This window comes from Pseudomonas japonica (assembly GCF_013522925.1).
Classification (GTDB): domain Bacteria; phylum Pseudomonadota; class Gammaproteobacteria; order Pseudomonadales; family Pseudomonadaceae; genus Aquipseudomonas; species Aquipseudomonas japonica_A.
In genome coordinates, this window is the sequence record NZ_JAAMQU010000024.1 from 11,229 (window position 1) to 29,244 (window position 18,016).

Below are 18,016 nucleotides of genomic sequence, written 5' to 3' on the forward strand. Positions count from 1 at the left end.
CCGAACGCATTACCAACGGCGCAATACCGCTGGGGCTGCGTATACATTGGTTTCGCATGGAGGCAGGTCATGCCTGTTCGTCCCGCTTTTGCCGCTGGCATACCCAGCGCGCTTGCACTCTTGCTGCTTGTAACTGCGGCGCAGCCGGCCCTGGCTGACGCCCTTACTTTCGATTATGCGCTGAAGCTGGCAGAGACAATGGCCCCTGAAAATCTAGCCAGGGCCGCTCAGGTCGCGTCGGCAAATGCCGCCATTCGCCCCGCTGATGCGCTACCTGATCCCAAGCTCTTTCTGGGCATCGACAACTTGCCCGTAGAAGGGCAGCAGCGCTACTCATTGGACGACGACTCAATGACGATGCGTCGGATCGGGGTTATGCAAGAGGTTCCTAACAGCGACAAGCGCCGTGCACGGCGCCATTCGGCTGAAGCCTTCGCTGAGCTTGCGCAAGCCGAGCAGCGCCAGGCTCTGATCAAGGTCAAGCAGGACGTTGCCGCCAGTTGGCTGAGGCTCTTTTATGCTCAGCAACGCTTTTCCGCTTTTGATGACCTGTTGAAACAGCTCAACCTACAACGCTCTACGGTACCTGCGCTGATTGCCGGGGGAACAGCAAAGCCTGCTGATGCTGTGGCGCTCGAACAGGAGACGTTGGACCTTGAAGACAGGCGCGATCAGCTGATCAGTGATGTAGCCGGCGCCAGGGCGCAACTGCGCCAGTTCCTGGGTGCGCAAGGTGACCAACCCTTGGCTGGGTCGGCGCCTGTATTGGAGTGGTCAGCTACTCATAGCCAGCATGGGCTGGCCCATCATCCCGATATCCAGGCCGCCGCCGCTCGGGTCGGTGAGGCCAAGGCCGAGCTGGGCGAAGCAGTCGCCGAGAAAAAGCCCGACTGGGGCGTGGAGCTTGGTTATGGCAACCGCGACAAGCGATTCGGCGATATGGTCAGCCTACAGGTGACGTTCGACCTTCCACTGTTCACCGGGGCCAGGCAAGGGCCGCGAATCACATCAAGGGAAAAGAACCTCTCGCGCATGGAGCAAGAACAGGAAGTGATGCTACGCAGTCACCAGATGGAGTTGGAATCGGGGCTGGCTGAACAGGATCGCTTACGTGCGGTACTCAGGCGAAGCACCGAGAGCGCTATACCGCTGGCCCAGCGTAGGTTCTCCTTGGAAATGGCAGCTTACAAGGCTGGCAGCGCTGACATCGGCACGGTCGTTTCTGCGCGCCGGCAGCTGATTGAAGCGACTTTGCGCAAGGTCGGGTTGGAGGAAGAGCTGTCGGTTCTGACCGCCAAACTCTTCTTTGCCTACGCGGAGGGCGCGCAATGAAGGGCTCATACGTGATGGGTACGTTGTCCGCCGCCTGCCTGGTAGGCGTGGGGGCTCTGCTTGGCTTTTGGCTCGGCACGGCAAGCGAATCGACAGCTGTCGAACCTGGCACTACCACGACCCAAGCGCGCAAGGCGCTGTATTGGTATGACCCCATGAAGCCAGACCAGCATTTTGATAAGCCTGGTCGATCGCCGTTCATGGACATGGCCCTGGTTCCAAAATACGCCGATGAGCAAGCGTCAACATCCTTGGGACTGGCGGCAGGAACAGTGCAAAGCCTGGGTGTTCGAACCGTGCGGGTGCAACGGGGGGCATTGCCATCAAGCATTGATGCCGCCGGCACTTTGGGATACAGCCAGCGGGAGCTGGCCACGGTCCAGGCCCGTGCCGACGCCTACGTTGATAAGGTCTACGGCCGGGCTCCGGGCGACGTATTAGCCGCCGGCACACCGCTTGTAGACCTGCTCATCCCTCAGTGGTCCGCGGCGCAGCTTGAATACCTGGCTGTAAAACAGACCGGAGACTCTCAGCTCACTGCCGCTGCGAAAGAACGCCTTCGCTTGCTGGGAATGCCCGGATCCACCATTGCAGCTGTAGACCGCACCGGCCGAGCGGCTGCCGTACAAACCATCGTGATGCCCATCGCCGGTGAGCTGCTGACCCTCGACGCCAAGGCCGGAATGGCTATCTCCAAAGGCCAGGACCTGGCTCGGATCAATGGGCTTTCGAGGGTATGGCTGGACATCTCCGTACCTGAGGCTCTGACATCCAGTGTGGCGGTGGGCAACCCCATTTCTGCCTTTTTCGTCGCCTGGCCTGGCCAAGCTATACAGGGAAAGATCATTTCCATGTTGCCCTCCGCTGACAGCGCAACGCGGACGGTCACGGTGCGCGCTGAACTACCCAATGCCAACGGGAAGCTTCGTCCAGGCATGTACGCTCAGGTTCGCCTGCAGGGTGAAGAGCAGCCCTCTGTACTCCTAGCCCCGAGCGAAGCCGTAATCCGCAGCGGTAAGCGGTCCTTCGTCATGGTTGCGTTACCCGAGGGGCGATATCGACCGCAGGTGGTCGAACTGGGCAAAGAATCTGGGGGGCAAGCAGAAATCATCAAGGGCCTGACCGAAGGAGATGAGGTAGTCAGTTCAGGGCAATTTTTGCTTGATTCGGAAGCGAGCCTCCAAGGCCTGCTCGCGCGTGGGGGGCCCTCCGAGGGAGCACAATGGCACACAAGTACGGGTCAGATCATTGACCTGGACAGCGAGACCGTCACACTGGCCCATGGCCCGTTCCAAAGTCTTGGCATGCCCGGCATGACCATGACCTTCCCACTGGCGAGGCCGGACGTGGCTAAAGGGCTCAAGGTGGGTGATCACGTCGCCATTGGAATTTCCCAAAGCGACGCTGGGCTTATCGTTGAACAGCTCTCCAAGCAGGAGACTGGCCAATGATTCGCCGGCTGATCTACTGGTCTATCGCCAACCGATTCCTGGTGTTGCTAGCTACGCTCGTCGTGGTAGCCGCAGGGCTCTGGGCCGTGCGCAACACACCACTGGACGCGCTGCCTGATTTGTCTGATACCCAAGTCATCATTCGAACCAGCTATCCCGGTCAGGCTCCACAGCTTGTGGAGAATCAGGTGACCTACCCTCTGACCACGATGATGCTTTCGGTGCCAGGCGCAAGGACGGTCCGAGGTTACTCGTTCTTTGGCGACTCGTTTGTCTATGTGCTCTTTGAAGACGGGACTGACCTGTACTGGGCGCGATCAAGGGTGTTGGAGTACCTCAGCCAAGCGCAGGCGCGCATGCCAAAAGGCGTTACGCCTAGTCTGGGGCCTGATGCAACGGGCGTGGGTTGGATTTACCAATATGCGCTCGTTGACCGCTCGGGTAGCCACGACCTCGCTCAGTTACGGTCGATCCAGGACTGGTTCCTTCGGTACGAGCTCAAGTCCCTCCCTAACGTGGCTGAAGTCGCGACAATCGGCGGCATGGTCAAACAGTACCAGGTGGTACTCGATCCCCTGAAGCTGGCAGCGTACGGAGTAACCCAACAGGAAGTGACCCAGGCCATCCAGGGCGCCAACCAGGAAGCGGGTGGTGCGGTATTGGAGATGGCCGAAAGGGAATACATGGTCAGGGCGTCCGGCTATCTGGAAAGCCTGGAGGACTTCAAAAACATTCCTCTTCGGACCTCTCGCAATGGCATCCCGGTGTTGCTCGGGCAAGTTGCCAATATCCAGCTTGGGCCTGAAATGCGGCGCGGCGTTGCTGAGCTGGACGGCAGAGGTGAGGTTGTGGGCGGGGTCATTCTTTTGCGCTCCGGCAAAAATGCACACGATACCCTGATTGCCATTAGGGAGAAGCTGGAACACTTGCGCACCAGCCTGCCGGCTGGGGTTGAAATAGTCACGACCTATGACCGCTCACAGCTTATCGATCGCGCCATCAGCAATCTGGGTTTCAAGCTGCTTGAAGAATTTGGGGTGGTCGCGCTGGTCTGCCTAGTCTTCCTCTGGCACGTACGTTCCTCGCTGGTGGCCATCGTGACCTTGCCCCTGGGCATCTTGGTTGCCTTTCTTGTGATGCACTACCAGGGCGTCAATGCCAACATCATGTCACTGGGGGGGATTGCGATTGCCATCGGGGCGATGGTCGATGCTGCAGTAGTGATGATCGAAAATGCGCACAAACACATCGAGGCGTGGCAACAGCAGCATCCTGGAGAGCCGCTGGAAGGCCAGGCTCACTGGCACGTAATCGCTCAAGCCGCTGCCGAGATCGGGCCGGCTGTGTTTTTCAGCCTGCTGGTGATTACGTTGTCTTTCTTGCCTGTTTTCACGCTACAGGCCCAGGAAGGCAAGCTATTTGGGCCTCTGGCCTTCACCAAGACCTATGCAATGGCAGGCGCGGCAGGGCTCTCGGTGACGCTGGTCCCCGTGCTGATGGGTTACTGGATCCGGGGAAGGATTCCATCCGAGCATCAGAACCCTCTCAACCGCGGGCTGATCGCGGTGTACCGCCCGGCAATCGACACGGTTCTGGCGTGGCCAAAACTCACCTTGCTTATCGCCGCCCTGGTGTTTTTCTCGACGCTTTTGCCTTTAAGCCGACTGGGGGGAGAGTTTCTTCCTCAAATGGATGAAGGCGATTTGCTGTACATGCCATCGGCCTTGCCTGGTTTATCGGCCAGCAAGGCGAGCCAGCTCCTCCAGCTTACTGACCGAATGATCCTCTCAGTTCCTGAAGTGGAGCGGGTATTCGGCAAGGCGGGACGTGCGGATTCAGCTACCGATCCTGCGCCGTTGGAAATGTTCGAGACTACTGTACGGTTCAAGCCCAGGGAGCAATGGCGAGCCGGGATGACCCCTGAAAAGCTGATCGAGGCGCTGGACAAGGCGGTACAGGTCCCAGGCCTCTCGAACATTTGGGTGCCCCCCATTCGCAACCGCATCGACATGCTTGCCACGGGCGTTAAAAGCCCGGTGGGGATCAAGGTGGCCGGCACCTCGCTTGCGCAGATAGACCAGGCAACTCAACAGATCGAGGCCGTGGCCAAGCAAGTCGCCGGTGTCCAATCCGCACTGGCGGAACGGCTGACAGGAGGACGCTACGTAGACGTACGTATCAATCGCCAGGCCGCAGCGCGTTATGGCATGAATATCAGCGAGGTGCAGGCAGTGGTTTCTGGTGCCATTGGCGGAAGCAACATCGGCGAAGTCGTGGAGGGGCTCGCCAGATACCCTATAAACCTGCGCTACGGGCGCGAATGGCGAGATACGGCACAGGCGCTAAAAGGGCTCCCCGTCGTCACCAGCAGCGGCCAGCAAATTACCCTATCGATGGTGGCAGATGTCAGCATCACCGACGGCCCACCGATGCTGCGTAGCGAAAATGGCCGGCTTTCGGGTTGGGTCTATGTGGACGTGCGTGGGCGCGACCTTGCCACGACAGTGAAAGAGCTTCAGACACAGATAGCATCCAGAGTCCAACTGGCTCCCGGCCTCACTGTCTCGTACTCGGGTCAGTTCGAGTACCTGGAGCGGGCAAACCAGCGCCTGCTGTGGGTGATACCGGCTACCCTGGCGATCATTTTCGTGTTGCTGTACTTCACCTTCGGTACGGCCAGCGAGGCGCTACTCATCATGGCGACGCTGCCTTTTGCGTTGTCCGGCGGAATCTGGCTGTTGTATGTCCTGGGCTATAACCTGTCCATCGCTACAGGCGTGGGCTTCATCGCCCTTGCCGGCGTTTCTGCCGAGTTTGGCGTCATCATGCTGGTGTACCTGCGCAGCGCCTGGTCGCCCCGCCTCGCAGCAGGACATGGAACCGAGCAGGATTTGACAGAAGCTATCAAGGAAGGCGCAGTGCTCAAGGTGAGGCCCAAGGCGATGACGGTGGCCGTGATCATCGCGGGGCTGCTGCCCATACTCTGGGGGTCAGGGGCCGGTTCGGAGATCATGAAGCGAATAGCAGCACCGATGATAGGGGGTATGCTTACCGCACCGCTGCTATCGATGCTACTGATTCCAACATGCTATTTCCTCCTCCAGGCTCACCGTATTCGAGCGCGACGATTAAAGATCTGAGTACCTGAACGTACCCTGATTCGTAGGTACCGCAAGTGCAGGGCGCCTGGCTTAACACGCTGGCTGGCCTGACATCAGGGCTTTGCGCTATTTGCCCTCGACTCCGGCCAGCGAGTCGAGAATGGCGCAGGTAGAATCGTTGTTGCCCTGGCATTCATTGATCAAGGCCTGCAGCGTATCGCGCAGGCTGATGAACTCCTCGATTTTGCGGTTCAAGTCCTGCACATGAGCATTGGCCAGCGCTTTTACGTCGGCACTGGCACGGTGTCGGTCGCGTTGCAGTTCGAGCAGGGTGCCGACTTCCTCCAAGGAAAAGCCCAGGTCTCGAGCACGTTTGAGAAAAGCCAGGGTATCCAGATCGGCAGGCCGGTACTGGCGATAACCGCTTGCTGTTCGTATGGCAGGCTCAAGCAAACCAATGCTTTCGTAATAGCGCAGCATCTTGGGCGTCAGCCCACTGGCGTGTGCAGCTTGGCTGATGTTCAGGGTGTGTCCTCCAATGCCGGTTGCCAGCGTTTGAGCAGCAGGGCATTGCTCACCACGCTTACGCTTGAAAAGGCCATGGCTGCGCCGGCAAAAACCGGATCGAGCAGACCGAACGCTGCCAATGGGATGCCGATCACGTTATAGACGAAGGCCCAGAACAGATTTTGGCGGATTTTGCGGTAGGTGCACCGGGCGATATCCAGCGCTGCCGGTACAAGTCGTGGATCACTGCGCAGTAGGGTGATTCCGGCAGCATGCATGGCCACATCGGTACCGCTGCCCATGGCAATGCCGACATCGGCAGCCGCCAGGGCGGGCGCATCATTGATACCGTCGCCGACCATGGCCACCCGTGTGCCCTTCGCCTTGAGGCCTGCAACGACGGCCGCCTTTTCGGCCGGCAGTACCTGGGCATGAATGTTCTCAATGCCCGTCTGAGCAGCGACCTGCCGGGCACTGCTCCAGGTATCCCCGGTAATCAAATGGCTGCTGATCTGACGTGCTGCCAAGGCCGCTACAGCCTGCTGGGCGCCAGGCTTAAGCGCATCGCCAAACGCGAGCAAGGCCAGCACCCTGGGCGCAGCGCCCAGCTCGATCAACCAGGACAAGGTCCGGCCTTCGGCGTCCCATTGCTGAGCGTGTTCAGCTAACGCGCCTGGCTCGAGCCCTAGCTCTTCAAGCCATCGGCCATTGCCCAAGGCAAGCTGCCGGCCTTCGACAGAGCCTTGGACACCACGACCAGACAGCGCACGGACGCTGTCAGCCACTGGGGTATCAAGGTCGCGTTCACTACAGGCCGCCAGAACAGCACGACCCAGGGGATGTTCACTACCTCGTTGCAAGCGGCCCGCCAGCGCCAAGGCTTCCGCTTCGGGGATCGAAGCTACCGCTATATGCACCAGATGGGGCTCCCCTGAGGTCAGGGTACCGGTTTTGTCAAAGGCCACCGCTTGCACGGCATGGGCGACTTCCAGGGTTTGTGCATCCTTGATCAGGATGCCGTGACGTGCCGCAACGCCGGTGCCTGCCATGATTGCAGTTGGAGTGGCCAAGCCCAAGGCACAAGGGCAGGCAATGACCAGTACGGCTACCGCGTTGATCAGCGCCGTCTCCCAGCCGCTCCCTGCCAGCAGCCAGCCCACAAGCGTTAACAGGGCAATGCCGAGCACCACCGGCACGAAAATTTCGCTGACCTTGTCCACCAGGCGTTGGATGGGTGCCTTGGCCGCCTGCGCGTCTTCAACCAGACGAATGATCCGCGCCAGTACGCTCTCTCCCCCAAGGGCTGTGACCTGGACGATCAGCATGCCTTCACCGTTGATGGAGCCACCAATGACCTTGTCGCCGGCTTGTTTGGCCACCGGGCGGCTCTCGCCACTGATCAGGGCTTCGTCCGCATGGCTGTCGCCTGTCTCAATGAGGCCATCCACCGGGATGCGCTCGCCGGGCCTGACCCGTACGCGTTCTTTCAGGCGTAAGTCAGCCACCGCAACCTCCTGCTCACGGCCATCAGCTTCCAGACGTAGGGCGCGCTCGGGCCTTAACCCCTGAAGCGCACGTATGGCTTCACCGGTCTGCCGCTTGGCCCGGCTTTCAAGGTATTTGCCCAGACGGACCAGGCCAATCACGACAGCTGCAGCTTCTAGATAAAGGTGGGGGAACTGGCCGGGCACAGCGGTCGCGGCTTGGTAGACGCTCAAGCCATAAGCAGCGCTGGTCCCCAGGGCGACGAGTAAATCCATATTGCCAGTGCGGGCCCGTAGCGCTTTCCAGGCTGCGCGGTAAAAACGGGCACCGAGCAGGAATTGCACCGGTGTGGCCAAAGCGAACTGAAGCCACACCGGCAACATGATGTGAATGCCTAACGGTTGCAGCAGCATGGGCAGCACGAGCGGAGCGGCCAGCAGCAAGGCTGCGATCAACGCCCAGCGCTCCTGTGTGAGTCGAGTATTTTCAGCGGCTGGGACCTTGGTAGTGGGAGGTTGAGCCTGGTAGCCCGCGTCCCTTACGGCGGCGATCAAGGCCTGCACAGACGTGCCTGCTACGGCAGTGACATGGGCCTGTTCGGTGGCTAGATTGACGCTGACCTCGCCCACGCCGGGCACTTTGCGCAAGGCCCGTTCGACACGGTTAACGCAACTGGCACAGGTCATGCCGGTGATGCTCAATACGAGGGTTTCGTCCGGGACTCCATAGCCGGCGCGGGTAATCGCCTCACGTAAAGCCGGCATGGCGTCCTGCGGCGCTTCAATTCGGGCTTGCTCGTTGGCCAGATTCACACTGGCTTCCTGTACGCCGGCCACTTTCTTCAGCGCACGCTCCACGCGACCGGCACACGCGGCGCAGGTCATCCCTTGGATAGGTAGATTAAATTCAGCCATGGCGGATTCCTCGCTATCAATGCGTAGAGGATCAACCTTGACCTCATGTAAAGGTCAACCTCCAACCGCGCCTAACGCTTCAGAACAGAAGAGGCTTGACCTTGACCTCATGTCAACGTTGAAAGTAGCGCTGCCCCCCATGATTTGGAGACACGCTATGTATCAGTTCAACGTGCAAGGCATGAATTGCGGTCATTGTGTCAAATCGATCACCGCAGCGGTCACTGCTTTGGATAGTGAGGCCGCGGTCGATGTGGACTTGGAAAGCCGTACCGTACAGGTTCAAAGCCGCCAGCCAGCGCAGGCCCTGCTCGAAGCAATCCAGGAAAAAGGCTATCCCGCTGAGCTTGCCTGATTCCTGTCCTTCCCTTGGGTTCAGGCTTTCCTAAGACGGTTCTTTGCAAAAGAAACGGCGCCTGGACAGGCGCCGGAGACCAAGGAGCGGAGGTCTTTGAAGGGAGCTGAGCCCAGACTAGCCCTTGGCAGCTGACGTGCACCTGATTTGCCGATTACATTTGTGTAAGGTGGCACCAAACCTATCGGTTTGTCGGCAGACTAAACCTCATCTGTAAATGAGGTTGCTGTCATGAAACTGTTGGTGGCTGAAGACGAACCTAAAACCGGCATGTATCTGCAGCAAGGCTTGATGGAAGCTGGATTTAGCGTAGATCGGGTAATGACCGGTACCGAGGCACTAAACCAGGCACTAAGCGAAGCCTATGACCTGCTTATTCTCGATGTGATGATGCCAGGCCTCGATGGCTGGGCAGTCGTCAAGAGCGTGCGCGACGCTGGCCAGTCTGTCCCCGTGCTGTTTCTCACGGCACGAGACGGCGTCGATGACCGGGTGAAAGGGCTTGAATTGGGAGCTGATGACTACCTGATAAAGCCTTTTGCCTTCTCCGAACTATTGGCACGTGTGCGAAGCCTGTTGCGTCGGGGCAGTACTGCCCAGACCCAGACAACCATGCAGATAGGTGATCTTCAGGTGGATTTGCTCAAGCGCAGGGCCACCCGCTCAGGCAAGCGAATTGACCTCACCGCAAAAGAATTTGCCCTCCTCGAACTGCTTATGCGCAGACGGGGCGAAGTGCTACCAAAGTCGCTCATTGCCTCTCAGGTCTGGGACATGAATTTCGACAGCGACACGAACGTGATCGAAGTGGCGATCCGAAGGCTGCGCGCCAAGATCGATGACGGTTTTGAAACCAAGCTGATTCATACCTCGCGTGGCATGGGCTATATGCTCGACACTCAGGAAGACGTATGAAGCGTGGGTCATTGACGCTGCGCTTGAGCATCATGTTCGTGGTTTCAGTCGTAGCCGTGCTGGTAGTAGCGGGCACCGCTTTCAACGAGCTGAGCAGACATCACTTCAGAGCCCTGGATAAACAAGCGCTCGTCGAGAAGCTTGAAGCCACACGGCTAATCCTTAACAGCAGTGAAAGCGCAGAAGCCCCATCAGGTATTCAGCTGCAGTTACGCGCCTTACTGAGCGCACACCCTGACCTATCGGCATTAGTCCTGGCATCAGACGGGTCCGTTGTTTTCTCAGCCCCGCCTGACCTTGAGCTTCCGTCTCTGGATGACGGTAAATTGCGCGATGACGTCTGGGAATGGGGGCATGGTCACCATCTCTACCGTGGTTTGACCGCCAAAGTGGTGCAAACAGCCCGAGGGCAAACCTTCACGGTCTGGTTAATCCTGGACGTAACTACCCACATGCATTTTTTTGCGCTATTGCAATGGTGGTTCGGTGTGGTTTTGCTAGGCAGCGCAGTATTGAGCGCCCTCCTCGGCTGGCTGGTGGCCAAAAGCGGCTTGAAACCGGTCGCTCAGGTAACGCAGGTCGCAGCCTCGATGTCGGCAGGCTCGCTGAAAAGTAGAATACCGCTTGAGCCGGTGCCGGATGAGCTACGGGAGCTGATAGTTGCGTTCAACTCCATGCTCGCGAGGCTCGAAGAGTCGTTTGTCAGGCTCTCCAATTTTTCTGCGGACATTGCCCATGAGTTGCGGACCCCGCTTAGCAATCTCAGGACCCACGCTGAGGTGATCCTGGCCAAAAAGCGCACGCCCGATGCTTACGAAGAAAATCTGTTCTCGAACCTGGAGGAGCTTAACCGACTTTCCACCATCATCGATGGCATGCTTTTTCTGGCCAAGTCGGACAACGGTTTGGTATTGCCAAACGCCTCGTCATTCGAGTTAAGCGACGCGGTAAAAAAACTCTTTGGCTACTATGAGCTCCTAGCTGAAGATAATGGTGTGAATCTATTCCTAGAAGGACAGGGTAAAGTAGTTGCGGATGCGGTCATGGTGGACCGGGTTGTGTCGAATCTTCTTTCAAATGCCCTGCGCTACGCCCCGGCGGGAACGACTATAAAGGTTAATATCCGCAGCGATGAGAGCACGATTCAGCTAGCGGTCCAAAATGCTGGACCGGCAATATCTGCAGAGCATGTTGAGCGTATTTTTGATCGTTTTTATCGGGTTGATCCAGCAAGAAGGGAAGGGTCAGGAAATTCTGGGTTGGGCCTTGCCATTGCCCGATCGTTGATGCAAGCGCACGGTGGTCAAATATCCTGTAAATCAAACGAACATATGACTACGTTTACACTCGTGTTCCCTCGGAACAATTGATTCAGTTTAAGCCACAGCCAGCGATGCTCATGTAAATCTTGAAATAGATACCAGTAATTGCTACAGCTATAAGGGATCATATGGAACATGGGGGCCGCAATTCTGCTCAAGACCTCATAAAATGGCTTGCCATGGCCAGTATGCTGGTTGATCACCTCCGGTATCTTTTCCCAAAAGCTGAGGTTCTTTTTATTCTTGGACGGTTCGCGTTTCCATTTTTTTCGTTAGCAATGGCAATAAATATCGCGCGGGCACCGAGCGATTCCATGATTACGGACGCCAATAGCCGCTATCTTATATGGCTGATAGTATTCACTGTCATTTCAGAAATCCCCTATCGGTGGCTTGACTGGTCCTCCAGCACTACGAATATCATGCCGACACTCATGCTTGGCCTGCTAGTCGCCTGGGGGATTCACTATCGCTCAAAGCCCTCTTTGTTTCTGTCCATAGGCGTTACGTTACTGGCTGTGGCTCTTCACTCCTCTCTGATGTACGGAGTCTATGGCGTACTGTTGCCAGGAATATTCCTTATGGCCCTCAAATATAAATCCTGTTGGCCCCTTATCGCAGCATTGGTGTGTGTGGCGGCAAACAATCGTAATGTGTGGGTAACAAGGGGAGATGCACACGGGTTTGTCCGGGTCATCTGGATAGCCGCTTTTCTTGCTCCGCTGGTTGGCTTATATTTGGCCAACATTAGTTTAGGATTTCGAGTATGGCGTGTTGGCCGTTGGGGCTATTTCTTCTATCCTGCGCATCTGTTGGCGATAAAGCTGATAAAAATTTTGTAGTGGACGCGCATGGACTGCAAGTTAAATCCTGTCGGCCAGGAACGCACAGCGTGCAATGTTGACTAGAGTCAGATAGATAAAATTCGGTGTGGTTAGACTTTAAATTGAAAGCCTGTTTTGTTTTAGGTAGTATGTCAAGGACACATGATAACTACTTTAGGGAGAAGATGATGCCGCCTTTGACTTCAAATCAGTGCGATAGCTTTGCCCAGCATATGAGCGATCCCTACGTGTTGTACCAACAACGAATCCGTTATTTTATCTATGCGTGCAAAGAACAGCTTTTCGGTCAGCATCGAGTAGGCATTGTCAAGCGTCTCGATCAGATCTTAGCGGTCGCTGTGCTTCAAAAGCAGGAATGGCACGACAGCATGAAGTTGGTTCTTTCGCAGGCCGTCGAACTAAACGCACTTCATAGTAGTGATCATGAGTTCTTCTTGTCGCACCTGGGTCGCTGCACGCCGGGCAAAAACGACAGGCCGCCTGCCCGTCAGTATCGTCGTGTTGGTCAGCCCCGCGCTTATTGACCAGTGCCTTAGCCAGTCCCCGACATCGAGGACTGGCTCCACCAGTTCCTCGTTAAGCCTCCCATCCCCTGCTCATTAAATATTTACCTTGTCAATGGGTTTCGGCCTTAACGGCTATTTATTTTCGGCGCTCAGTTCAAGGTTGCACCTATGTATGATAATGTCCTTTATCATATGTAGGCTGGAGACGTCTGATGGAGCTAGAAAAAGATCTGATGCGGGAAATTCTGTTGGCTGTGGAAGCCAGCAGGAACAATCCTGATCATGGCATCGACCTGTCCATTGAAAACCGCACGCATCAAGACCTTTCATACCATGTGATGCTGATGAGGGAGGCAGGCTTGCTGATGGCCCAGAATGCGACCTACCTTGCAGATACTTTTCCAGTTTGGAAGCCTCAGCGGCTGACCTATAAAGGGCATGAATTCCTAGACACCATTCGTGACGATGAGGTTTGGCGCCAGACCAAGGCCGGTATGGAGAAGGCCGGTGGTGCCGGGTTGAGCTTTGTTCTCGAAATCGCAAAAGCGATAGGCAAACAGGTATTAAAGGAGAGGCTTAGTAAGCTGGGGATCGAGTTGCCATGAATGGTTTGATACTGCCCCCCTCACCCTTTGGAAGTGTCCCGGCGCTTATCAGCCAGGCAGGTGAGCGTGCAGGTATGCGCTTCGTAGAGTTCTTCACGGCCAACATCCGCAATCCCAATACGCGACGCGCTTATGCCCGAGCAACAGACGAGTTCCTGACCTGGTGCGCAGCGGTTGGTGTGTCCAGCCTGGCCGCTGTCACCTCGTTGCACGTCTCGACCTGGATCGAGCTACAGCTACAGCGGCTGTCCGTTCCTTCGGTAAAGCAGCGATTGGCCGCTCTACGCCATTTGTTCGATTGGCTAGTAGTGGGCCAGGTAGTCCCGCTGAATCCCGCTGCGTCAGTCCGCGGGCCTAGCCATACCAGCCGCACCGGCAAAACGCCGGTGCTTGATCCGAGCGAGGCGCGGCAACTGCTGGACAGCATTGATATCAGCACCCCTGCAGGCCTTCGTGATCGAGCATTGATCGGGCTAATGGTGTTTTCGTTTGCGCGGATCGGGGCAGCGCTATCCATGAGGGTGGAGGACGTGTACACGCAGAACCGCCGGCTATGGGTTCGATTGCGTGAGAAAGGGGGCAAGCAGCACACCATGCCCTGCCACCACTCTTTAGAGGAATACTTGCATGCGTACCTGGTAGGGACCGGCATCGACCTGGATAGCAAAGGCCCGCTGTTCAGGACGCTAGCCAGGGGTACAAAGCAGCTCAGCAGAACCGCCCTCCCCCAGCCCAGCGCTTACCTCATGGTCCGTCGTCGTGCCGTTGCAGCTGGCATTGGTACCAAGATTGGCAACCATACCTTTCGAGCCACTGGCATCACCGCGTATCTCAAAAACGGTGGAACGCTGGAAAGCGCCGCCGCTATGGCCAACCACGCCTCTACCCGAACCACGCAGCTCTATGACCGTCGTCATGATGAAATCAGCCTGAGCGAGGTAGAGCGTATCAGGCTGTAAGCATTGTTGAAGCCTGGGTGTTTCGCACCGGTCCGACTACTTTTCTTGAGGCTTAGGCTGGTTCAGCTCACGCTCCAGTGCTGACAGCGCCCTTTTTAGCGTCTCCCCGAGAGGAGCGTTAATCTCATCTGCCAGGCGATACAGCTCATCTTTAGTAGCTTGATCGCCTTTTATGTTGATTTGGATGTTCCTACCCGTGGTGAATCTTCGCCTTGACCTATCGGCCGGGGCTTTTATTGGCACTGATGGCCTGGCTACGAAGCCATGCTCGCTTGCCAACTCTTCAAGCGCCGCACTCTCCTCCTTCGACTTTTGCCCAACAGCAGGCTTAGGCTCAAAATTCTTCAAGCCTTCTAAAGGGTCTACTCGGCTCATGCCTCAATCTCCGTTGCCTTTGCATTGCCAGGTGTAAGCTTGGCGATCACTTCACGAGCGAAAACCTCAGCATTATCAATAGCTTTATCTACGTTGGAGACTTCATTTGGCGGAAGCGATTCCAGGGTTTGGCGGTAGGAAAACATAGCTTTGAATGCGGCCCTTTCGTTCAGCTCGACCTCAAAGAATGGGATACCTCCTTTCTTGAAACTCTCTCTGATGTGCCGCGTGTCCCTGCTTTGTATCGCGACAGATGTACGAGTGAACAGGACGGCATAGGGTAATTTGTAGTCAGGCTTATGCTTCTGAATGCCCCGCTCATGCGCTCTGATAAGCCCAAACGCCCTACTAGCTTGCTCAGCATCCAGCTGCGAACCCTGAGAAGGGATGATGACCAGATCAGACTCCGCTATAGCGTACGCCACGATCGTGGCCGCTGTACCTTCCAGGTCCACTATTACAAAGGGCGTTTTCGTCGCTGCTTCCGCAATGATGTCACTTATCGTTTGGTCCGTTACACCTGAGATGACGGTCATGCTCTCAGGGACCGCTCCTCCTTTTGCCCAGGAATCTATGGGGTGATTTGGGTCAGCATCAATTACTGTCACCGCCACACGCTTTGCGATCTGGGTAGCTAGCGCAAGGGCAGATGTTGTCTTGCCAGCCCCGCCTTTAGGGGACACAAACGATATGACAGGCATGTATGGTACCTATGGTAGCCGATAGGGATTCATTAAGATACCAACATGAATTCGTATAGGGTGACCGAAAAGAATTCATAAGAATTCCTTAAGGATACTAATCTGAATTCGCTAAGGCACCTTTTAGGATATCCTAGAGGATATCTAGACAGAATTCAATAGGAATTCCTAAAGGCAAGCTGATAGATATCAAGTAGAATTCACTTATAGTATCTATTGGAATCCCTTTCGGAATCCAGGTGGATACCACCCCGGCATCCAGACGGTGGGCAAATGACTCTCTAGGGGGACGAGGCTTGAATCGCCCCCAGACTGCGCCGACACGAATTAATCACCCCGCTTATTGATCGGCCAGGGGAAGGCAGAAAGAACGGTAAAACCATAGGTTAAGCAGGAGGTTGCTGGCTGAGGCCGTGGGGGTAGGTGCGTCGGCGTCTCGATTGACAATCCTTGGAAAAGTGAGCGGCAGCAAACGACCAAATGCCAGGCCCTATTGGATGACATCCAAGGCGCGTACAGCGTCAACGTGGCGTTGTTGAATGAGCAGCATGCAGCGGGGTTTACCGAGGCGCTGGCCTGGCTGCAGGTCATGCCGCCTGCCCAAAGCGAAGGGTTGTATCGCTTGTATGGACAGGCCCTGAGGGGAAGGATTGCCGCGCTGGGCCATTGAGCGGCAAAGGATTCCGGGGCCCAAGTCCATGATGTTAGTCACCGCGCGCTGCAGGACTCACGCAGCTGTTCGCGCAACAAGCCTGGAGAGAGCAGTCATGTTCTGCGAGACCGACGACGAGAAGGCGGGCCGGCTGGCCGAATGGGAGGCTTTGCTGAATGACCTCCGCGCCCAGGAGGAGCTGGAGATCTGGCACACCGACCTGCTGCGCCTGGCCGCTGAGCTGTGCGCGCAAGGGGTGGTGAACACGATGGAGCACCTGGAGCTGCGCGAGCTGGCAGACGCCGCCTACAGTCATCATGTCGAAGACCAGGTCACCCGCGAATTGATCGCCGGCAGGGAGCGAACCGAGTGAGCCGAACGGCCCCTTTTTTACCGTATAGCTTTCGACCTGTACGGGGCTTTACATGCGCCTGTTCCTTCTCGACAGGGCCGCGCTCACGTTATCTAGCGCTCCAACCAGTCAAGCAATTCCTGACCGAGACTGGTCAGGGTGGCCTTGATGGTGATGGCTTGATCGTCCAGCGTTCCGGTCAGCTGGATGTGGCCGGACAGGGAGAGCTGTTCTACCCAAGGCCGGTTTTCCTCGTCCAGATGAATGGGCAAACCGCGAGCGGTCGCCACAAGGATCCGCGAACTCAGCGTGCAAGGCAGTGACATTTCGTGTTTCTAGTGAATTCGATGACGCTGATCATACAACGAGGTTAAAAAGCGAGTAACCGACCTGACAGGAGGCCAAGCCAGCGCGACGCTAGGCTGTTTCCCTCGCTTCCAGAAATCTCTACCCCGTCGATGTCCTATCCTTCGCCTGCGACCCACCTACCGACGCTACCCAGAAGTACTAAGTAGACGCTGGATAAAAAAACAGATTTTTCATACCAAACCTGTACACTCGCGCGCCATATCCCGGCAGGGTGGTAGTCCAGCTAACCCTACACTGGTCTATCACAGAGAGTGGAGGGAGGTCATTCGGTGAGGGGCTTTGCAACCTTGAGTCTTGTCAGCTTTGTCATTGGCAGATGGGCGTTGTCTTGGTGCTCCTGTATTTCATCCTGACCCGAAGCACGGTTCGAATGACCGAAGAAGACGCAGTCGGTCCGGTCTTGGCCGATGGCACGGTTGATCCTGACTTTGAGCCGCTGGGCATGCTCCGGCGCACGCGCATCGAGGCGCGCCAAACGCTCGCCTTGCCGGTACCACCACTGCTGGCGGTTTATGGCACCTACCAAGCAACGTTCGGCGGCCGCCTGGGTTGGTGGGTTCGTCTGGAAACTGGGCAGACCTACTACACCACCACTGGGTAACCCGGTGGATATGGAGCGTGCAAGCCAGGATGAACCCTATAACCGTGTCCCAGCATGCAGAAAAGCGCCGCCTGATGCGCAAGGATTGGGAGGAGAACTATGAGCGTCGGCAGTAACCGCTCCTCGGAAGGTAAGCGAACACTTCAGGCGTTCCGGGTCGGCCACGACGAGATCTACGCCGCGTACGATGCACCCGGTGCGTTGGCGTTGGCCAACCAGGAATACGGCGAGGCTTATTTTAACCTGGCCGAGGTTCAGCTCTGTGATCAGGCCACGTTGGAACGGCCCGTGTTCGCGTGGGCGGGCGGCAGACTGGGGCCTGTGGGGCAAGTGTTACGCTGGATGTCCGGTCCAGGCCATTTGTGCAACTGTCCGCCATGAACAGGCCGCCGTTGACGCTCGGGCCGTTGAATATGCCAAAATTGCTGGTTGATCGGTGCCAGGCACTGCTGGATGACGTGCAGCAGGCCGCTACGGCATCACGCGTACTGATGTGCGCCCAGCGCGCGCTAGGATTTACCGAAGCGCTTCAGCTGCAGCACGCGGAGCGTGAGGCCTGTATTGCGCGGCTTCATGCGCTGTTGGAACAAGCGGTGTCAGAGCGGCTAGCGGAGCTTGAGGGATGGAAGTAAAAGGAATCGACGAGGACGTATTCAAGCTGATGGTGCA

General features: G+C 56.9%; 20 protein-coding genes. 15 read left to right on the forward strand and 5 right to left on the reverse strand.

From position 1 onward, the window contains the following. Positions 1-69: 69 nt before the first annotated feature. From G7016_RS23915 to G7016_RS23925, 3 genes are read left to right on the forward strand one after another with little or no spacing between them, the layout of a single operon-like run. Positions 70-1,332 (forward strand): TolC family protein, encoded by a 1,263-nt coding sequence (locus tag G7016_RS23915; RefSeq protein WP_052469086.1) that lies wholly within the window; start codon positions 70-72, stop codon positions 1,330-1,332. Beyond that, positions 1,329-2,783, forward strand: coding sequence for an efflux RND transporter periplasmic adaptor subunit (locus G7016_RS23920; protein ID WP_181118287.1), 1,455 nt, complete (start codon positions 1,329-1,331; stop codon positions 2,781-2,783). The genes G7016_RS23915 and G7016_RS23920 overlap by 4 nt, the downstream gene beginning before the upstream one ends. Next, positions 2,780-5,923 carry an efflux RND transporter permease subunit gene (locus G7016_RS23925; protein WP_181118288.1) on the forward strand — a complete coding sequence of 1,048 codons (3,144 nt, stop codon included), beginning with the start codon at positions 2,780-2,782 and terminating at the stop codon, positions 5,921-5,923. The genes G7016_RS23920 and G7016_RS23925 overlap by 4 nt, the downstream gene beginning before the upstream one ends. Before the next feature lie 87 nt (positions 5,924-6,010). Here G7016_RS23925 and cueR read toward each other — a convergent pair whose 3' ends face one another. Both cueR and G7016_RS23935 read right to left on the reverse strand, forming a co-directional pair. Beyond that, on the reverse strand, positions 6,011-6,409 hold the full coding sequence (cueR, locus tag G7016_RS23930) for a Cu(I)-responsive transcriptional regulator (protein WP_040259175.1): 399 nt from the start codon (positions 6,407-6,409) through the stop codon (positions 6,011-6,013). Beyond that, the gene (locus G7016_RS23935) at positions 6,406-8,790 is read right to left on the reverse strand and encodes a heavy metal translocating P-type ATPase (protein WP_040259174.1); all 2,385 of its coding nucleotides are present in this window, start codon (positions 8,788-8,790) and stop codon (positions 6,406-6,408) included. The genes cueR and G7016_RS23935 overlap by 4 nt, the downstream gene beginning before the upstream one ends. Positions 8,791-8,947: 157 nt before the next feature. Here G7016_RS23935 and G7016_RS23940 point away from each other — a divergent pair, with 157 nt between their 5' ends. The 7 genes from G7016_RS23940 to G7016_RS23970 all read left to right on the forward strand — a co-directional run bounded on the left by G7016_RS23940 (position 8,948) and on the right by G7016_RS23970 (position 14,297). Continuing rightward, positions 8,948-9,145, forward strand: coding sequence for a heavy-metal-associated domain-containing protein (locus tag G7016_RS23940; RefSeq protein ID WP_040259173.1), 198 nt, complete (start codon positions 8,948-8,950; stop codon positions 9,143-9,145). A 231-nt stretch (positions 9,146-9,376) separates the two neighbouring features. Next, on the forward strand, positions 9,377-10,060 hold the full coding sequence (locus G7016_RS23945) for a heavy metal response regulator transcription factor (protein WP_040259172.1): 684 nt from the start codon (positions 9,377-9,379) through the stop codon (positions 10,058-10,060). Next, entirely contained in the window at positions 10,057-11,430 is a 1,374-nt protein-coding gene (locus G7016_RS23950; protein WP_040259171.1) for a heavy metal sensor histidine kinase, read from the forward strand. Before G7016_RS23945 ends, G7016_RS23950 begins: the two co-directional genes overlap by 4 nt. A gap of 80 nt (positions 11,431-11,510) precedes the next feature. Then, positions 11,511-12,224 (forward strand): TraX family protein, encoded by a 714-nt coding sequence (locus G7016_RS23955; RefSeq protein WP_040259170.1) that lies wholly within the window; start codon positions 11,511-11,513, stop codon positions 12,222-12,224. Between the two features lie 170 nt (positions 12,225-12,394). After that, positions 12,395-12,751 (forward strand): hypothetical protein, encoded by a 357-nt coding sequence (locus G7016_RS23960; protein WP_148485225.1) that lies wholly within the window; start codon positions 12,395-12,397, stop codon positions 12,749-12,751. Between the two features lie 194 nt (positions 12,752-12,945). Then, positions 12,946-13,338 (forward strand): DUF2513 domain-containing protein, encoded by a 393-nt coding sequence (locus tag G7016_RS23965; RefSeq protein WP_040259168.1) that lies wholly within the window; start codon positions 12,946-12,948, stop codon positions 13,336-13,338. Further along, complete coding sequence (locus G7016_RS23970) at positions 13,335-14,297, forward strand: tyrosine-type recombinase/integrase (RefSeq protein WP_040259167.1); 963 nt, start codon at positions 13,335-13,337, stop codon at positions 14,295-14,297. The genes G7016_RS23965 and G7016_RS23970 overlap by 4 nt, the downstream gene beginning before the upstream one ends. Positions 14,298-14,333: 36 nt before the next feature. Here G7016_RS23970 and G7016_RS23975 read toward each other — a convergent pair whose 3' ends face one another. Together G7016_RS23975 and G7016_RS23980 are read right to left on the reverse strand one after the other, a co-directional pair. Beyond that, positions 14,334-14,672, reverse strand: a complete 339-nt coding sequence (locus G7016_RS23975) for a hypothetical protein (protein WP_040259166.1) — start codon at positions 14,670-14,672, stop codon at positions 14,334-14,336. Continuing rightward, on the reverse strand, positions 14,669-15,373 hold the full coding sequence (locus G7016_RS23980; protein WP_040259165.1) for a ParA family protein: 705 nt from the start codon (positions 15,371-15,373) through the stop codon (positions 14,669-14,671). Before G7016_RS23980 ends, G7016_RS23975 begins: the two co-directional genes overlap by 4 nt. A 493-nt stretch (positions 15,374-15,866) precedes the next feature. Here G7016_RS23980 and G7016_RS23985 point away from each other — a divergent pair, with 493 nt between their 5' ends. Next, positions 15,867-16,043 (forward strand): hypothetical protein, encoded by a 177-nt coding sequence (locus G7016_RS23985; protein WP_157395802.1) that lies wholly within the window; start codon positions 15,867-15,869, stop codon positions 16,041-16,043. A gap of 97 nt (positions 16,044-16,140) precedes the next feature. Continuing rightward, positions 16,141-16,398 (forward strand): hypothetical protein, encoded by a 258-nt coding sequence (locus G7016_RS23990; protein ID WP_040259164.1) that lies wholly within the window; start codon positions 16,141-16,143, stop codon positions 16,396-16,398. Between the two features lie 92 nt (positions 16,399-16,490). Here the strand turns inward: G7016_RS23990 and G7016_RS23995 are convergent, their stop codons facing one another. Beyond that, on the reverse strand, positions 16,491-16,703 hold the full coding sequence (locus G7016_RS23995) for a hypothetical protein (RefSeq protein ID WP_181118290.1): 213 nt from the start codon (positions 16,701-16,703) through the stop codon (positions 16,491-16,493). Between the two features lie 413 nt (positions 16,704-17,116). Between G7016_RS23995 and G7016_RS24000 the strand changes: the two genes are divergently transcribed. The 3 genes from G7016_RS24000 (at position 17,117) to G7016_RS24010 (ending at position 17,979) form a co-directional block, all read left to right on the forward strand. Beyond that, complete coding sequence (locus tag G7016_RS24000) at positions 17,117-17,347, forward strand: hypothetical protein (RefSeq protein ID WP_181118291.1); 231 nt, start codon at positions 17,117-17,119, stop codon at positions 17,345-17,347. A 99-nt stretch (positions 17,348-17,446) separates the two neighbouring features. Next, positions 17,447-17,728, forward strand: coding sequence for a hypothetical protein (locus G7016_RS24005; protein WP_181118292.1), 282 nt, complete (start codon positions 17,447-17,449; stop codon positions 17,726-17,728). 32 nt (positions 17,729-17,760) lie between these two features. Further along, on the forward strand, positions 17,761-17,979 hold the full coding sequence (locus G7016_RS24010) for a hypothetical protein (RefSeq protein WP_181118293.1): 219 nt from the start codon (positions 17,761-17,763) through the stop codon (positions 17,977-17,979). Positions 17,980-18,016 lie beyond the last annotated feature (37 nt).

What these genes read in the sequence shown, in the direction of transcription:
- G7016_RS24005 (WP_181118292.1), top strand. Translation starts at nt 17,447, where the DNA reads ATGAGCGTCGGCAGTAACCGCTCCTCGGAAGGTAAGCGAACACTTCAG.
- G7016_RS23975 (WP_040259166.1), bottom strand. Translation starts at nt 14,672, where the DNA reads ATGAGCCGAGTAGACCCTTTAGAAGGCTTGAAGAATTTTGAGCCTAAG.
- G7016_RS23980 (WP_040259165.1), bottom strand. Translation starts at nt 15,373, where the DNA reads ATGCCTGTCATATCGTTTGTGTCCCCTAAAGGCGGGGCTGGCAAGACA.
- G7016_RS23940 (WP_040259173.1), top strand. Translation starts at nt 8,948, where the DNA reads ATGTATCAGTTCAACGTGCAAGGCATGAATTGCGGTCATTGTGTCAAA.
- G7016_RS23970 (WP_040259167.1), top strand. Translation starts at nt 13,335, where the DNA reads ATGAATGGTTTGATACTGCCCCCCTCACCCTTTGGAAGTGTCCCGGCG.
- G7016_RS23935 (WP_040259174.1), bottom strand. Translation starts at nt 8,790, where the DNA reads ATGGCTGAATTTAATCTACCTATCCAAGGGATGACCTGCGCCGCGTGT.
- G7016_RS23995 (WP_181118290.1), bottom strand. Translation starts at nt 16,703, where the DNA reads ATGTCACTGCCTTGCACGCTGAGTTCGCGGATCCTTGTGGCGACCGCT.
- G7016_RS23955 (WP_040259170.1), top strand. Translation starts at nt 11,511, where the DNA reads ATGGAACATGGGGGCCGCAATTCTGCTCAAGACCTCATAAAATGGCTT.
- G7016_RS23965 (WP_040259168.1), top strand. Translation starts at nt 12,946, where the DNA reads ATGGAGCTAGAAAAAGATCTGATGCGGGAAATTCTGTTGGCTGTGGAA.
- G7016_RS24000 (WP_181118291.1), top strand. Translation starts at nt 17,117, where the DNA reads ATGACCGAAGAAGACGCAGTCGGTCCGGTCTTGGCCGATGGCACGGTT.
- G7016_RS23950 (WP_040259171.1), top strand. Translation starts at nt 10,057, where the DNA reads ATGAAGCGTGGGTCATTGACGCTGCGCTTGAGCATCATGTTCGTGGTT.
- G7016_RS23990 (WP_040259164.1), top strand. Translation starts at nt 16,141, where the DNA reads ATGTTCTGCGAGACCGACGACGAGAAGGCGGGCCGGCTGGCCGAATGG.
- G7016_RS23960 (WP_148485225.1), top strand. Translation starts at nt 12,395, where the DNA reads ATGCCGCCTTTGACTTCAAATCAGTGCGATAGCTTTGCCCAGCATATG.
- G7016_RS23925 (WP_181118288.1), top strand. Translation starts at nt 2,780, where the DNA reads ATGATTCGCCGGCTGATCTACTGGTCTATCGCCAACCGATTCCTGGTG.
- G7016_RS23920 (WP_181118287.1), top strand. Translation starts at nt 1,329, where the DNA reads ATGAAGGGCTCATACGTGATGGGTACGTTGTCCGCCGCCTGCCTGGTA.
- G7016_RS24010 (WP_181118293.1), top strand. Translation starts at nt 17,761, where the DNA reads ATGCCAAAATTGCTGGTTGATCGGTGCCAGGCACTGCTGGATGACGTG.
- G7016_RS23915 (WP_052469086.1), top strand. Translation starts at nt 70, where the DNA reads ATGCCTGTTCGTCCCGCTTTTGCCGCTGGCATACCCAGCGCGCTTGCA.
- G7016_RS23945 (WP_040259172.1), top strand. Translation starts at nt 9,377, where the DNA reads ATGAAACTGTTGGTGGCTGAAGACGAACCTAAAACCGGCATGTATCTG.